Here is a 14,721-nt window from a genome sequence, read left to right as displayed (position 1 = left end):
AAAAAGCGAAGGATAAGCGTAGGATATTGCTCTTTTATCGTTCTTCTGAAGCCGTTCAGAACCTCTTTCACGTATTAATTACTTTCTGCTTAACATAGAGTTCAATGTAACAGTAGCCACCAGTTCATCTGATCTCCCCCCTAATGCCCGGTAATATACCAGGATGGTATAATTATTCTCTGTCTCCCACCAGTTACCTTCTGTATATTCTGTAAATGGCTGACTACCAGTTACGGTTTTATCTACCAATGCATATTCGTAATTATAAAATCCCTGTTTCAGGAATAAAGCGCCCTCATAGGCCATTGTAGCAGGGTTAAAAGAGAGCTTTGTATTATCATTGATCTCATAGTCGGTCAGTTGCCCCACTATATACATATCATAACCCGCATACGGCTCTTTTACAGGGAAACTGAAATGTACATTGGCATAATCCCCCTCAAAGAACGGGTCATAATCATCCAGCGTAGCCAGGTAGTATAACCCGTTGATATCCTTGATATACTGATACAATTTACTGCCTCTTTCAAAATCCGGCTGGGCATATACATCTGTACCATCTTTACGGTAATCCGTATGTTTCACCCTTTCCGTTTGTAAACGGAAACTGCGGAGATCTATCCATCTCCACTCCTTCCCTGCCGGCATCACACAATCTACTTCCCAGTTATATTCTATCGTATTTCCTTTGATAAATAACGGACGGGGATATTTGATCGCCTTATCCCAACGGTAATTCTGCAGGATCACCACTTTCAGCTGGTCAAAAGGGTTCACGAGGTTCAATCCACCTGTACCCACTGAAAAATTAATTTTCTGATGTGTCCTGAATATTTTAGGTGTTACCGGCTGTTGTATAAAACCACTTACGCCTGCTTTATTCCCTACTACCAGCATACGGCGGGTAAATGCCAGCTGAGTGGTATCGCTATCCAGGTAAACCTTTAAGAGGTAATTCCCTGATTTGATAGGATAGCCATTCTGACTCGGCAGCTGCACACTGTAATGGGTATACTTCTGTAAAGCAATACTGGAAAAACGGGAATCCTGGATCCTGTTTTCGGAGAAACCGCGCAGGTATTCCAGTTGGTTGATCTGAGCCTGTGACCAGTCTGCATTACACAGCACAAAGGTGTAGTAGTAGTTTTTTACATCATTATCAAGATCATCAAAGCTCAGGTCCAGTTTATCGCCACCTCCCAGTGTAATCATGGGTAAAGTGAGCTGGTCGCCAGCCTGGTTGAACTTAACAGATTTGATGTTGTTATAGTACACGTGGTCGGGGCCAATGGGGTTATCCTGCGCTGCTACGGGCAGGATATATGCTAATAGTACTAGCAGGCAGAAAACAGGTGGTATCCTCATAATAATATTCAAGTTACATTATTTCCGGTCACCTAATAACGGTGCTTTTGAGCGGATAAGTATAATTTGATACTTTTGTCCTATGCGTCTATCATTTCTAGTTGCCAGGAGGATCGCTTTTAACAGGTCTTCCTCTTTTTCCCGGTTCATCATCAATATAGCTGTTTTAGCTACAGCCATCAGCGTAGCGGTGATGATCATGGCAATAGCGCTGGTAAATGGTTTTCAGCAGACGATCCAGCAAAAGATCTTCAGCTTCTGGGGACATATTCACATCACACAGTACCAGCCCAATGCCGGCCCCCTGACAGAACAAATCCCTTTCCAGGGAGATCCCGCCATGGTAGCCCGGCTGAAGAATATTGAAGGCATCAATACCGTGAATGCCTATGCCTCCAAATCTGCCATCATTAAAGCAGAAAAAGATATTGAAGGCGTTATTTTCAAAGGTGTAGACCGTCAGTATAACTGGCAGCACCTGCAGCAGTTTTTTGTAGAGGGTGGCCCTATCCGTTACAAGGATAGCAGTTATTCCCCTGAAATAGTGATTTCCGTAAGCCTGGCTAAAGAATTACAGGTAAAACTCCATGATCCCCTTATTGTATATTTTATTCAGGGGAACGGACAGGCTCCCCGGGCACGTAAACTGACTATCAGCGGTATTTATAAAACCAGTATCGAAGAATATGATAAAACCTATATCATAGGAGATCTGGAACTTGTGCGGAAACTCAATAACTGGCAACCGGGAGATGTAGGCGGATATGAAATGTTTGTGGATGACTATAAAAAGATGAATGCGATCAGTATCAAAGCAGATGCGGTGATGCCTGATAAATTATTCATCCGTACCATTAAAGAGATATACCCGAATGTGTTCGACTGGTTACAATTACAGAATCAGAACGAAATCATCATCCTCATCATCATGACCATAGTAGCAATCATTAACATGATCACTGCTATATTGATCCTGATACTGGAGCGTACCAATATGATCGGTATTATCAAAGCGCTGGGGATGCGTAACTGGAATATTCAGAAGATCTTTATTTACCAGGCCGGGTACATTGTACTGGCCGGACTGATACTGGGAGATATACTGGGCATCGGCATCGTGGCCTTGCAGCAAAAGACCGGCTTCTTTAAATTATCTGAAGAAAGTTATTATATGTCTGTAGCCGCTGTATCACTACACTGGTGGGAAGTACTGCTGATTAATGCAGGTACTTTTATCATCTGCCTGCTGGTACTGATTATACCGTCTATGGTTATACGGAGGATTACCCCGATGAAGGCGATACAGTTTAAATAAGCAGCCGCCCACAGATAATACCTGCTGCAATACCTGCATTCAATGATTCGGCTCCACCTAACCGGGGGATGGTAATCCGGTGGGTACAGGCAGCAATGACCTGGTCGCTCAATCCGCGGGATTCATTTCCTATCAGAATAATCCCTTCTTCTATCTTCTTAAATTCAACAATATTGGTTCCATGCAGCGTAGCGGCATAAGAAGGTACTTCCTGTAATAAGGGGATGATCTCACTTTCTACTATCCGTACACGGGCTATGCTACCCATCGTAGCCTGGATCGTTTTAGGATTATAGGCATCCACACAATCCGGAGAACAGATGACCTGTTTAATGCCGAACCAGTCGGCTATACGAATAATAGTCCCGAGGTTACCAGGGTCCTGAATAGTTTCCAGCGCAATAGTGACTACTCCTTTTAAAACAGCCGGTGTTGGTTCAGGGATATTCAGCAGGGCCATGGCCTGGTTGGGCGTGGTTAAAGCGGAAATCTGCTTTAAAACAGCTTCATCTACAGCAGTGACCCGTACATTACTGAGTAATTGTTCATGTGCACTGATCCAGGAGGCAGTGGCATATACTTCCTGCACTGGTACTCCTTCTGACAGCAGTTCAGGGACGATCTTATCTCCTTCGGCAATGAACTGGCCAGATTTTTGACGGTATTTTTTATGCTGTAATGATTGAATATACTTAATTTGCGCCTTTGACAACATAGGGCCAAACCTACATGATTTCTATTAATCGGCAAAGCAAGGGGTCTATGTGCACTGATTGAAACAAAGCTACTAACTATAAATATTGTATTGACTGTGATGCAGCGGCCACTGAATTATTTATTTATACTGATCACTTCCGTGGCACTGTCAGCTTGTTCCAATACGAAATACCTTCAAAAAAACCAGTTGCTGTATATCAACAGCAGCGTAGAAGTAAAGGGAGATGCCGCCTCCATAGATAAACAAAACCTTCGCAGTTCCCTTACATCCAAGCAGCTGATGATGCAGCAGTCCAATAAACCCTTTATTGGCAGCCGCTTCAAAGTATGGCTGTATAACCAGAAATACAACGAGAAGAAGTCCAACTGGTTCTGGAACATGATGCTCTCCAAACGCAACCTCGATGAACCCGTGATCTACGATTCCCTGAAAACAAAGGAGTCTGTAAAACGTATGGTCAGCTATATGAATAACCAGGGTTATTTCTATGCTACCGTGGATTATCATGAAACAATTAAAAAGCAGAAGGTAAGCGTTAAATACAAAGTGAATACCGGCCGGAACTTCATCATCGATAAAATAGATTACGAAATACCAGACACCACCCTGCTCAACCTTACAAAGAAAAACGAATCATTGTCGCTGATAAAACCCGGTATGGCCTACAAACAGGAGCTGCTGGGCAGTGAACGCGAAAGGCTTATGCGTGTTATGCGCAATGCCGGTTATTACAAATTTGACCGTGATGCGATAGAGTTTGAGATAGATACCCTGCATAAAATGCTGTTCCGTAACCTGATGAACCCATTCGAAGGTATCGTGAACGTGTACAATGAGAAGAAAGGACTGGACCGTCCTACGATGGATATCACAGTGAAAATCCGTAACCCGGATGATTCTGCTGCCCATTACGACCTTTATCATATAGACAGCATATACACCTATCCGGATTATCCGGCCTACGGGAATACGGCTGATTCGACCTTTAAAGAGCTGCAACAGAAAGACCTTACCATCCGCTACCGGCAGAACTTATTAAAACCAATTGTATTATCCAGATCTGTTTTGCTACGCAGCACAGATCTCTATTCACAGCAAAAAACAAACGACGCTATCAACCGCCTGTATGATTTAGGCGCCTGGCAGTTTGTAACGCTGCAATACAAGGAGAAGAAAGATACTTCCCACAGACTGGACGCTTATATTTTCCTGACACCGAAACGCCGCCAGGAAATAGGGGCCAACTTTGAGGTAAGTACCAGCTCGGATTACCTGCTGGGTAGTGGTATCACGCTGAACTACAAACACCTGAATATCGCCCGTTCTGCCACTCAGCTGAATATCACGCTGAACGGTGGTATAGAACTGATCCGCAACCAGGAAAATACCTGGATGCTGCAATCGCAGGAGATTGGCGGACAGGTAAGTCTGATCTTCCCCCGCTTCATCATTCCTTTTTTCAAAGTAGCGCAGACAAACCGTTCTACAGGAAGAACAAGGTTAACCACCGGGGTAGATTACCTGACACGTATTGATAAGTTCTATATCTCCAACGTAAATGCCTCCTTCGGTTACGAATGGAACGAGTCCCAGAACAAACGCTGGATCGTTAAGCCAATATCACTGAACTATGTAGGTGTAAATCTCAATAAATTATTCCGCGACTCTACCGTTGCAAAGAACCCTTACCTGCAAAGGAGTTTTGAACCGGCATTCATTGGAGGAGAGAACGTAACCTATATCTTCAGTAATAACGATATCTACCATAAACTGCATAACTCTTATTTCCGCGCGAACATAGAGGAATCCGGCGCATGGCTGAATGGGATCAACAGCCTGTTGGGTGCAGCTACCAATTACAAAACGAACCTGGATACATTAACACATACTTCCATCGCCAACTTTGTAAAGCTGGAACTGGATTACCGGCATTACTGGAACCTGACCACACACACTACCCTGGCCACCCGCGCCTATGCCGGTGTAGGTATCGCCTATGGCCACTCAAGCGTACTGCCTTATATCCGGCAGTTTACCGCAGGAGGGCCTAACAGTATACGTGCATGGCGTTTGCGAACTTTAGGTCCGGGTACCTATAAAGATACTTCTGCAACGGCGATCAGCTTCCCCGATCAGACAGGTGATATGAAACTGGAAGGCAATGTGGAGTACCGGTTCGACCTGCTTCGTTTGTTTAACGGCACCATCAACCTGAAAGGAGCAACTTTCCTGGATGCCGGTAACATATGGATGCTGAAGAAAGATGCGGACCGTCCGGGATCAAACTTTCAGTTGTCCAGCTTTTATCACGACCTCGCCATTGGTACTGGTGCGGGTTTAAGACTGGATTTCTCTTTCTTCCTGATAAGGCTGGATTGGGGCATTCCCATCAAAGTACCTTACTTTACCGGTAATAAAAATGGCTGGTATCTCAGTCAATGGCAACTGGGTGATGGCCAATGGCGCAGAGATAATATTATCTGGAATATCGCGATCGGTTATCCTTTCTGATCTTTAAATTCATCTATAAATACCTGAATATCTTTTGCATCTTCTAATCTGAAGGTGCCTATCCTTGTTCTGCACAGGCTACTCATATACCCCCCTACACCTAATGCAGCGCCAAAGTCATTTGCCAGTGAACGGATATAAGTGCCGGTACTGCATACTACTCTGAAGTGTACTACAGGCAATTCTATTTTAGTGATCTCAAATTCAGCAATGAAAATGCTTCTTGGTTCCACCTTTACTTCTACTCCTTTACGGGCCAGCTCATAAATAGGTTTCCCGTTTTGTTTGATAGCGGAGTGAATAGGCGGTAATTGCTGCTGTGCTCCCATGAACTGCTTTGTAGCATCTATGATCATCTGTTCAGTGATACCGTCCAGGGATTTAAAATCGACAGGTTCAGATTCCAAATCGTAGGTAGGTGTTACAGAACCCAACGTAAACGTACCGGTATATTCTTTTTCTGCTGCCTGGTATTCGTTGATCTTCTTGGTCATTTTACCGGTACAGCAAATCAGCAAACCGGTAGCCAGCGGATCTAAGGTACCTGCATGACCGGTTTTCGCCCTGGTAGTATTCCTTATCTTACGCACTACATCGAAGGAGGTCCATTTCAATGGTTTATTGATCAACACTACCTGTCCTTCTTCGTAAATATTTTTGTCTGCCGTCTGATTCATGGCGCAAATATAAGTGGGTTAGGGATTTTTTACTATTTTCACGCAATTTTCAGACTATGTCCTTAGTACAACACAGCAACGCAAACGTCAGATACCAGCAACAGGTGGACAATTCCATTAACTACGTGATGCCATTCATTGAAGCGGCCATGCCTATTACTCCGGATATCCGGATTATGGAGATTGGCTGTGGAGAAGGCGGCGTATTAATCCCCTTCCTGGAAAAAGGATGTCATTGTGTAGGTGTGGATCTATCCGATGATAAGATCGCACTGGGGTATGAGTTCCTGAAGCAGTATGTAGATGCAGGTATCATGCAGCTCATCAACAAAAATATTTATGATGTTGATTTTTTAGGAGAGTTCAAAAATTCTTTTGACCTTATTATCCTGAAAGATGCCATCGAACATATTCCTGATCAGGCGAAAATTATCGGTTATCTCAAAAACCTGCTGACGCCGAGAGGTCAGGTGTATTTTGGTTTTCCTCCCTGGTATATGCCACATGGCGGCCATCAGCAGACCTGCCGTAGCAAGGTGCTGAATATGATGCCTTATATACATTTACTCCCTAACCCGCTTTACAAAGGACTGTTACGTGCTTTTAAAGAAGATGAATCCGTGATCACCGAATTAATGGAGATCAAGGATACAGGGATTTCTATTGAACGGTTTGAGAAGATCGTGAAGGAACAGGGGTATGGTATTACTAAGAAGCAGTTTTATCTCATTAATCCTATCTACAAGTATAAATTCGGACTGAAACCAAGGTTACAGTGGGGACCGGTAGCGAAATTACCCTTCTTAAGGAATTTTGTTACTACTTGCGTGTATTATATGATACACTAGCCGGTTGTTACAGCTCGTTCCATATTTCCCAGCTGGCTTCTGCCTGCAGGATGAGCATTTCATGCCCGTTCTTGACAGTTGCTCCTTTATCCTTCCCCTGTTGCAGGAAAGAAGTAGTAGCCGGGTTATAGATCAGATCATATAACAGATGTTTGGAAGAGAGGAACTGGTAAGGTATTTCCGGAGCAGCATCTTCATTAGGATACATTCCGAGAGGGGTAGTATTGATAATAATGGTATTTTCTTCCATCACATCAGCATCTAACTGATCATAGGTCACAGCACCCGGAGAAGCCTTCCGGCTTACCAGCTTATAAGGGATATTCAGTGCTTCCAGCACGTACTGTACAGCCTTGGCGGCACCACCGGTACCTAATATCAATGCATTAGTATGATGTGATTTCAGTAATGGCTCCAGAGATCTCTTGAAACCTATGGCATCTGTATTAAAGCCGGTCTTTACACCGTCGATAAAACGGATACAGTTCACAGCTTTGATCTGCGCAGCAGCAGGGCTTAGTTCATCTAAATAAGGGATTACCGCCTGTTTGTAGGGGATGGTGACGTTTAATCCGCATAAGTCCGACTGATTTTTTATCAGAGAGCTAAGCTCCTTTATGGCAGGCAGCGGAAAATTGTCGTAGATACAATCTTTAATATTCTCTTTAGTAAATTTCTCAGCAAAGAAACCCTTAGAAAACGAATGGCTGAGAGGATAGCCAATGAGACCGTATACTTTCATAACTGTAGAAATTTAGCGCTGATATTAGAAGCTATGTGTTTAGCTCCGATTTAGCTACGTTAGGAACTCCGTTTTACCTACAATTTAGCTCCGTTAGGAGCTACGTGTTTGTAGCAAATGTTTATATCCTCTTTGATTGACTCCGTAGGAGTCCCCTAAGTTGTGAATATTAGGAGACTCCTACGGAGTCGGTGTTTTGTTGTTTAATATATTTCTACAAACACGTGGCTCCTAACGGAGCCTATTATGTTTTGCATTATTCTTTATCCAGGAAGAGATGGAATGTGTCGCCTCTGAGGCCAACACGCATAGCTTCCAGGGAAATTACTTCATGAGGGGCCAGGTTGCCCAGGTTAGCATTACAGCCAATCAGCTCCAGGAAATACAACTGCTGTGCTTTCTGAGGAGCTTCCCAGATGATCTTTTCAGCAGGGATCTGTGTCAGGATTTCCTGTACCAGACCTTCACGTACTTCACCAGTACCACGGTAAATACCTACGTTACCACTTTCACGGGCTTCTGCAATCACATAGGTAGCACCAGCGCCCAGTTCAGCACTCATCAGCTCAATCCACTTGTAAGGAGGGATAATGTGTTCCGCATCTTTAGAACCCACTTCACTCAGTACTATTCCGATTTTAGCCAGTTTCTCAATATAACCGCATTTCTCAGCATGAGGAATAGTGATAGAACCATCGGATACTTCCATCATTGTGATGCCGTAGTCTTTGATGATATCTACATACCCCTGAAACTGATTCCTGATGAGGAAAGCTTCAAATAAAGTTCCACCGAAATATACCGGGATGTTAGCAGCCTGGTATAATTCAATCTTTTGACGCAGATTAGGCGTAACGAAAGAGGTGCCAAAACCCAGTTTTAAAATATCTACGTGTGGCGCCGCGACCGATAAAAAATTCTTAGCTTCTTCCAAACTTAATCCTTTGTCCATGACCATTGTAAGTCCATGGTTGCGAGGCTTCTTTGTCCGATCGGGAATTTGTGTCAGATTAAAATTCATTTAAAACATTTTTATCGTCCTGGTCAGTAACCCTATCATCTAAATATAAAGGCACTGAGGACGGGCCTTCATAAATGTAATGGTATGGAATAGTAAATTATATGTATATAAAACTGGGCGCAAAATTACTACATTCCAATTAAAGTGTCTCAAATAAGAATTTTAGGAAATGTAAAATGCGAAACACCGAACGCTTGCATTGAACGTTCAGCGTTTCGCATTTGATATAAGCGTTACGCTATCTTATTGATTTTTACTGCGTTTGGTCTTTTTATAGCGTGATATAATCTCTACAATTGAGCTGTGCTGCAACAATGAAGGATCTAATTCTATGAGCTTTTTCACATGTTTGGCAGAGCGTTGCAGGGCATTTTCCAGCAATATCAAGCCTTCTTTGGATTTCCCCAGGGCAAACTGCACGGCTGCACGGTAATATAACAATACCGGCTTGTAACCCAGTTTGTTATCTGCAGCATCCAGCTGTGTCAATGCTTCCTGGAAGAAGCCTGAAATGTAAAGACCGCGGATAAATTCCTGCCAGGTGGTGATACTGGAAGGACGTAAGCGAACAGCCGCCAGCAGGTGAATAAGCCCTTCCTTATTACGCTCTAATTCCAGGTAACACTGACCCAGTGCTATCAGGTATTCAGCGCTGTTTTTATTGATTTTAATAGCGCTGTTGATGGATTTTATGGCATTCTCCCAGTTGGATTCTGTCATATAGGCCACCCCTATCTTATAATACAGTTTATCATCGCTGGGGCTTAAGTGAGAAGCCTTGCGGTAATAATACCTTGCCTGCGTGTATTTGCGCTGTCTCTCGTAACAGTGGCCGATAGCCTCATAGATAACGTCTTCCGGTTTGGCTATTTCCAGGTGTTTTTTCAGCACTTCAATAGCTTCTGCGTACTTACGTAAGCGGATGTAGGCATCCCCCATGTTGCGATAGGCATAATCAAACTTCTCATCGATTACAATAGCGTACTGGTAAGCATCTATTGCTTTCTCATAGAGTTTCAGCCCCTGAAAGGCGGTAGCGAGATTAAACCAGGCAAGCTGATTATAAGGGTGTTCGTTGATGATATTGGTATGAAGGCGTATGCTTTCTTCGTTTCTTCCGGTGAATTCCGTCCAGAAACAGATCTTATGCAGGGCTTCTTCATTATTGGGAGCATGCTCCAGGGTAAGTTTGAGGCAGTCGAATACTTTGTCAAATTCTTCGCAGTCGTCGTACACATCGGCCAGTTCCAGTAACAGTTCCGTCTTATCTTCTCCGTCGAATATTGCAATCTGTTCTTCCAGCAAGGCTGCGGCTTTCGCATGCTGGTTCATAGCCAGGAATACGTCTGTTTGTAAGATGTACAGGTTAATATCTGTACTGTCAAGGATGGCTGCTTTTTCCAGCAGCTCCATGGCATCCTGGTATTTTTTTGCTTCTATGAGCAGATTGGCTTTTTTTAGTAAGAGGGAGGAAGAATAAGGGAACTGCTCGATTGCTATTTCAGCAGCGTGCATCGCATTGGGGAGTTCATCATGCTCATCATAATAGTCTATGATCAGTTCGAAAGAATCCTCATCTAGAAAGGAATGAGACTGGCCAGATTTCAGGTTTTCAAACTGCTGCAACAAGTCTCTCAGCTCCTCAAAATCTTCGTTTAAAAATGGAAAGTCTTGATTCATTAATGTAAATATAAGAAATTTTTGAATCGGGCACTATGGCCCAAAGTAGCAAGCTTTATGAAAAATTTAACATTTATTTAAGAATTTATCGTAACTTAGTTAAGGATTTGTTATAAAATATATTGAAAAGTTTGTACATTTGTGATACAATGAAACAGATAACTAACATATTTCAGGCCTTTTCATTGTCTTTCTTTTTGGCGGGCGCCCTGGCAATAGTTGCTATCAGCGCACAAGCCAGTGACAACATATTAACCGACAAGAATAAAGACAAGATAAAGAAAACAGAAAGCGGATTATCGCTGATGCCTAAAGCTAACTTAAGCCTGGATGCAGGCTTTCGTTACAGTGGTTCTATGACTTCAGCATTCCGATTGTCTGATAACAGTGCCTTGAGCATCAAGTCAGTAATGACTTTTAAGAAAGGAAATGTGACGTACGTGTTGCCTTATGCGACGAAGATACAACCACCTTCCAACATGAATTTCCATCATCTGCAGATCATTCTGCCTTTGAAAAGGAACTAATTACAACTGATATTGCATTCCTGCATATAAGAAAGGCTTCGGTAATCCCGAAGCCTTTCGTTTTTATAGTTAGTTCCCAATCTTCGACATCTCTTCCCTGCTAATCTCTTTATAACCTGATTTAGGCGTATCGAAATAAGACGCCGGCACCGCAAACAGATCTACTTTCGTCGCAATCATCGTTGTCTTGGTCCCGTTTTTATTAAGGATCTCAAACTGTAAAGGAATCCCCTTCAGGTTTACGAAACGGCGGTTGAACTGTTTGTTCTCAGGAATCAGGTCTGTTGAATAATACACGTCAAAGGTCTGGCCATCAGACATTTTCCCAACAGAGCGTTTACAGGTGTATCCTGCTATCTCCTTGGTTTCCTTTGCATCTGTGAACTGCACGCTGGCATATTGTTTCAGCTCCTTTTCATAATCCTCTTTTCCTGCGCGGATCAGGTATTTATCACCATGATTATCAATCAGTGTTACTACTGTCTGATTCCGGCTGTCTATCAGATAACTATAATGAAGGGCTTTAAAATCGATGTCAACACGGCTTTGAAGGCCCTTTACGTATTGTGTGAGGGTACCTCCTTCAAAAGTTGGATCAGCAGGTTGCCCGGCGGTCTCCATTTTGTAAACAATTTTCGCATCTGAAACCAGGCGTTGTGCAGTTAACTGGCCGGTGATCAGGCTGAATAACAAAAACGTTAATAGATACTTCTGCATAACAAGTGTTGTGTGATTCATAGGTATATTGAAAAAATCATACCGGTTTACCATTTCATTTTTTCCTTGGTGAGAAATGCCTGGATACCACGTTGACAGTCAGTATGTTCACGGGTTTCAGCGTTTCTTTGTGCGGCTCCTTCCAAAGCTTCTTCGAGGGGTAAATCCAGTACGCCGGCAATCAGTTTTTTAGTCACTTTCAGTGAATTGGCAGAAGCACCGCTGCACAGGTCTTCTGCAATTTTCGCTACATATTCCGCTATCTCTGTAGCCGGAACTACCTGATTCACAAGACCATAGTATTCCGCTTTCTGGGCAGATATCAGTCTGCCAGTCAGTAAGAGGTCGCGGGCACGCCCTTCCCCTATTTTCCTTACCAGGAATACGGATACCAGTGCAGGGATAAAGCCGATCTTCACTTCTGTATACCCCAGCAATGCATCCGGTACGGCATAACTCAGGTCGCAGAGAGTTATCAGTCCGCATCCTCCGGCAATGGCATGTCCTTCTACCTGGGCAATAATAACTTTATCATGATAATAGATCTGCTGCATCAGTTGCATCAGAGAGCGGGAATCAGTGAGGTTTTCTTCTCTTGTATTTTTCTGTAGCTGCTGTAGATATTCAAGGTCTGCACCGGCGCAAAATGCTTCACCGGAGCCTTTCAGTATAATTACTTTTACGTTTACATCTTTTTCTGCTATGCTAAAGGCGGTCTGTAGCTCTGCTACCATAGCACCGTTAAGCGCATTACGCTTTTCCGGGCGGTGCAAGGTGATAGTTGCTACACGCGCTGTGACATTATATAGGATATGTTCAAAAGTCATTTATTTCGTATTGGCAATTTCAGATTGCAGAATGAATATAGCAAGAACCTGCGAAATTCTGCAATCTGAAATTGTCAACCGGGCTTATTGGGTAATCTCTTCTATCACTTTACCCACACAACCACTAGGCATCTGAATATGCAGCAAAGCAGCCAGGGTAGGCGTGATATCCGTCATACCAATGGTGCGGTTACTATGGCCGGGATGAATACCCCATCCCATCCATACCAGCGGAATATGCGCATCATAAGGATTCCATACACCATGTGTGGTACCTGTTGCACCGCCTTCAATATAACCAGGCAGTAATACATACTGGATATCGCCACTGCGTTTAACATTGAATCCGTTGGTGATCATGGTACGCAGCGGTTCTGCCAGTGTAGTGGTATTCAGTTCTGTTAATGAGAAAGCATTGGAGATGGCCGGTTGTTTCAGCAGGTTAGCGATGATCAGGTCTCTGACCTCTTTCTCATTTTTACCACTTTTAGCAATCGCATCATGATCCAGGCTTAACTGGAAATTATCTGCTGCAATGATGGTTTTTTCTATACCAAAACGGTCTTTTACCAGTTGGTTGAGGTTAGCGATTAATTTTGGATCATTGTAAGCCTTACCAGGAAGCTTGTTTTCTTCCATAAAACCAGGTACATGTGCTACGCCATGATCTGCGGTAATGAAAAAGGTGTATTGTCCTTTCCCTACGGTCGCATCCAGGTACTTAAAGAAGGCATCCAGGTCTTTGTCAAGGCGCAGGTAAACATCCTCTATTTCGATCGAATTAGGCCCAAACTGATGACCTACATAATCTGTTGACGAAAGGCTGATAGCCAGCATATCTGTCACAGCTCCTTTACCTAACTGGTAAGCTTCTACTGCTTTTTTGGCAAATTCCAGGGTCATGGTATTTCCGAAAGGAGTAGACGCTATTGGTGGATTAGCGTGTGGGAATACAGGAGCAGTTGTTCCTTTGAAGTTGCCTTCGTAAGGTTTATTATCGTCTGTACTCAGTTTATATGATTCTATGGGATATAAGGTGGTCCATGGCTGGCTCAGGTAACGGGCAGGCCATTTTTCGTTGTTATAGTCCTTTGCCCAGGATGGCAGCTCTTTCATATAGTAGGTGCTGCTGATCCAGTTGCCGGTACTGGCATCAAACCAGTAAGCAGCGGTAGCGGTATGTCCGGCAGGTAAAATGGAACCCCTGTCTTTAATCGCCACACCGATCACCTTACTCTGAAAATTGTTAGAGAGGCGCAGTTCATCGCCGATGGTGGTCACCAGCATATTGCGGGGACTCATTTTTCCGGCAGCGGAAGTGCTGCCCACGGTAGTTACGGTTGTATCTTCTGCACAGTAGAGGTCTCTTCCCAGCTCCCGGCTATACCAGCTGTTGCCGATAATTCCGTGAACAGCGGGAACAGAACCGGTATATATACAGGTATGTCCGCAGGCTGTAATGGTAGGAGTATAATTAATTAATGTATTTTCGCAGGAGAACCCATCCTTCAGTAACCGTTTGAAGCCACCATCAGTATAACGGTCTGAATAACGGTAAAGGTAGTCCCATCGCATTTGATCCACCACTATGCCGACCACCAGTTTGGGACGATCTACATTTTTTACTTTGCTTTGTGTAATAATGGTAACAGGTTTGGGAGAGGTTGCTTTTTGTGCGATTCCGTTCTGTGAGGTATATAATAATGTTGCCACGCAGATTCCCGAAAGAAATTTCCAGTTCATATTTAAGAAATTGTTCACTTTTATAAAAGT

General features: G+C 43.5%; 13 protein-coding genes. 4 read left to right on the top strand and 9 right to left on the bottom strand.

Annotated features, from left to right (window positions below; translation table 11 throughout):
* Nucleotides 1–78 precede the first annotated feature (78 nt).
* Nucleotides 79–1,365, bottom strand: a complete 1,287-nt coding sequence (locus tag BMW86_RS14875) for a type IX secretion system plug protein (RefSeq protein ID WP_089782524.1) — start codon at nucleotides 1,363–1,365, stop codon at nucleotides 79–81.
* Between the two features lie 82 nt (nucleotides 1,366–1,447).
* On the opposite strand from BMW86_RS14875, the gene BMW86_RS14870 reads away from it, so the two are divergent.
* Complete coding sequence (locus tag BMW86_RS14870; protein WP_089782523.1) at nucleotides 1,448–2,680, top strand: ABC transporter permease; 1,233 nt, start codon at nucleotides 1,448–1,450, stop codon at nucleotides 2,678–2,680.
* Here the strand turns inward: BMW86_RS14870 and BMW86_RS14865 are convergent.
* Complete coding sequence (locus BMW86_RS14865) at nucleotides 2,673–3,395, bottom strand: TrmH family RNA methyltransferase (RefSeq protein WP_089782522.1); 723 nt, start codon at nucleotides 3,393–3,395, stop codon at nucleotides 2,673–2,675. The two genes, BMW86_RS14870 and BMW86_RS14865, sit on opposite strands and share 8 nt — an antisense overlap.
* A gap of 99 nt (nucleotides 3,396–3,494) precedes the next feature.
* On the opposite strand from BMW86_RS14865, the gene BMW86_RS14860 reads away from it, so the two are divergent.
* Nucleotides 3,495–5,909 (top strand): translocation and assembly module lipoprotein TamL, encoded by a 2,415-nt coding sequence (locus BMW86_RS14860; RefSeq protein WP_089782521.1) that lies wholly within the window; start codon nucleotides 3,495–3,497, stop codon nucleotides 5,907–5,909.
* Here BMW86_RS14860 and truB read toward each other — a convergent pair.
* Nucleotides 5,897–6,586: a tRNA pseudouridine(55) synthase TruB gene (gene truB, locus BMW86_RS14855; RefSeq protein ID WP_089782520.1), complete on the bottom strand. Its 690-nt coding sequence runs from the start codon at nucleotides 6,584–6,586 to the stop codon at nucleotides 5,897–5,899. The two genes, BMW86_RS14860 and truB, sit on opposite strands and share 13 nt — an antisense overlap.
* A 56-nt stretch (nucleotides 6,587–6,642) precedes the next feature.
* Here truB and BMW86_RS14850 point away from each other — a divergent pair, with 56 nt between their 5' ends.
* Nucleotides 6,643–7,434, top strand: a complete 792-nt coding sequence (locus tag BMW86_RS14850) for a class I SAM-dependent methyltransferase (RefSeq protein ID WP_089782519.1) — start codon at nucleotides 6,643–6,645, stop codon at nucleotides 7,432–7,434.
* Between the two features lie 7 nt (nucleotides 7,435–7,441).
* Here the strand turns inward: BMW86_RS14850 and BMW86_RS14845 are convergent, their stop codons facing one another.
* The 3 genes from BMW86_RS14845 to BMW86_RS14835 form a co-directional block, all read right to left on the bottom strand.
* Complete coding sequence (locus BMW86_RS14845; RefSeq protein WP_089782518.1) at nucleotides 7,442–8,176, bottom strand: shikimate dehydrogenase family protein; 735 nt, start codon at nucleotides 8,174–8,176, stop codon at nucleotides 7,442–7,444.
* 256 nt (nucleotides 8,177–8,432) lie between these two features.
* Entirely contained in the window at nucleotides 8,433–9,197 is a 765-nt protein-coding gene (locus BMW86_RS14840) for a phosphosulfolactate synthase (protein ID WP_089782517.1), read from the bottom strand.
* Nucleotides 9,198–9,440: 243 nt separating this feature from the next.
* The gene (locus BMW86_RS14835; RefSeq protein ID WP_089782516.1) at nucleotides 9,441–10,877 is read right to left on the bottom strand and encodes a tetratricopeptide repeat protein; all 1,437 of its coding nucleotides are present in this window, start codon (nucleotides 10,875–10,877) and stop codon (nucleotides 9,441–9,443) included.
* Nucleotides 10,878–11,026: 149 nt separating this feature from the next.
* Between BMW86_RS14835 and BMW86_RS14830 the strand changes: the two genes are divergently transcribed.
* The gene (locus BMW86_RS14830; protein WP_089782515.1) at nucleotides 11,027–11,404 is read left to right on the top strand and encodes a hypothetical protein; all 378 of its coding nucleotides are present in this window, start codon (nucleotides 11,027–11,029) and stop codon (nucleotides 11,402–11,404) included.
* A gap of 69 nt (nucleotides 11,405–11,473) precedes the next feature.
* On the opposite strand, the gene BMW86_RS14825 is transcribed toward BMW86_RS14830, so the two are convergent.
* The 3 genes from BMW86_RS14825 to pafA form a co-directional block, all read right to left on the bottom strand.
* Nucleotides 11,474–12,121 (bottom strand): hypothetical protein, encoded by a 648-nt coding sequence (locus BMW86_RS14825; RefSeq protein WP_143056571.1) that lies wholly within the window; start codon nucleotides 12,119–12,121, stop codon nucleotides 11,474–11,476.
* A 47-nt stretch (nucleotides 12,122–12,168) separates the two neighbouring features.
* The gene (locus tag BMW86_RS14820; protein WP_089782513.1) at nucleotides 12,169–12,948 is read right to left on the bottom strand and encodes an enoyl-CoA hydratase/isomerase family protein; all 780 of its coding nucleotides are present in this window, start codon (nucleotides 12,946–12,948) and stop codon (nucleotides 12,169–12,171) included.
* Between the two features lie 84 nt (nucleotides 12,949–13,032).
* Nucleotides 13,033–14,691, bottom strand: a complete 1,659-nt coding sequence (gene pafA, locus BMW86_RS14815) for an alkaline phosphatase PafA (RefSeq protein WP_089782512.1) — start codon at nucleotides 14,689–14,691, stop codon at nucleotides 13,033–13,035.
* Between the last annotated feature and the right edge of the window lie 30 nt (nucleotides 14,692–14,721).

It is taken from the genome of Chitinophaga sp. YR573, assembly GCF_900110995.1.
Taxonomy (GTDB): Bacteria; Bacteroidota; Bacteroidia; order Chitinophagales; family Chitinophagaceae; genus Chitinophaga.
The sequence above is the reverse complement of the archived record's forward strand: the minus strand, read 5'-3'. Positions and strand labels throughout refer to the sequence as shown.

Coding starts and splice junctions, on each gene's coding strand:
- truB (WP_089782520.1), bottom strand. CDS start 6,586: ATGAATCAGACGGCAGACAAAAATATTTACGAAGAAGGACAGGTAGTG.
- BMW86_RS14820 (WP_089782513.1), bottom strand. CDS start 12,948: ATGACTTTTGAACATATCCTATATAATGTCACAGCGCGTGTAGCAACT.
- BMW86_RS14875 (WP_089782524.1), bottom strand. CDS start 1,365: ATGAGGATACCACCTGTTTTCTGCCTGCTAGTACTATTAGCATATATC.
- BMW86_RS14850 (WP_089782519.1), top strand. CDS start 6,643: ATGTCCTTAGTACAACACAGCAACGCAAACGTCAGATACCAGCAACAG.
- BMW86_RS14870 (WP_089782523.1), top strand. CDS start 1,448: ATGCGTCTATCATTTCTAGTTGCCAGGAGGATCGCTTTTAACAGGTCT.
- BMW86_RS14865 (WP_089782522.1), bottom strand. CDS start 3,395: ATGTTGTCAAAGGCGCAAATTAAGTATATTCAATCATTACAGCATAAA.
- BMW86_RS14845 (WP_089782518.1), bottom strand. CDS start 8,176: ATGAAAGTATACGGTCTCATTGGCTATCCTCTCAGCCATTCGTTTTCT.
- BMW86_RS14840 (WP_089782517.1), bottom strand. CDS start 9,197: ATGAATTTTAATCTGACACAAATTCCCGATCGGACAAAGAAGCCTCGC.
- BMW86_RS14830 (WP_089782515.1), top strand. CDS start 11,027: ATGAAACAGATAACTAACATATTTCAGGCCTTTTCATTGTCTTTCTTT.
- BMW86_RS14825 (WP_143056571.1), bottom strand. CDS start 12,121: ATGCAGAAGTATCTATTAACGTTTTTGTTATTCAGCCTGATCACCGGC.
- pafA (WP_089782512.1), bottom strand. CDS start 14,691: ATGAACTGGAAATTTCTTTCGGGAATCTGCGTGGCAACATTATTATAT.
- BMW86_RS14860 (WP_089782521.1), top strand. CDS start 3,495: ATGCAGCGGCCACTGAATTATTTATTTATACTGATCACTTCCGTGGCA.
- BMW86_RS14835 (WP_089782516.1), bottom strand. CDS start 10,877: ATGAATCAAGACTTTCCATTTTTAAACGAAGATTTTGAGGAGCTGAGA.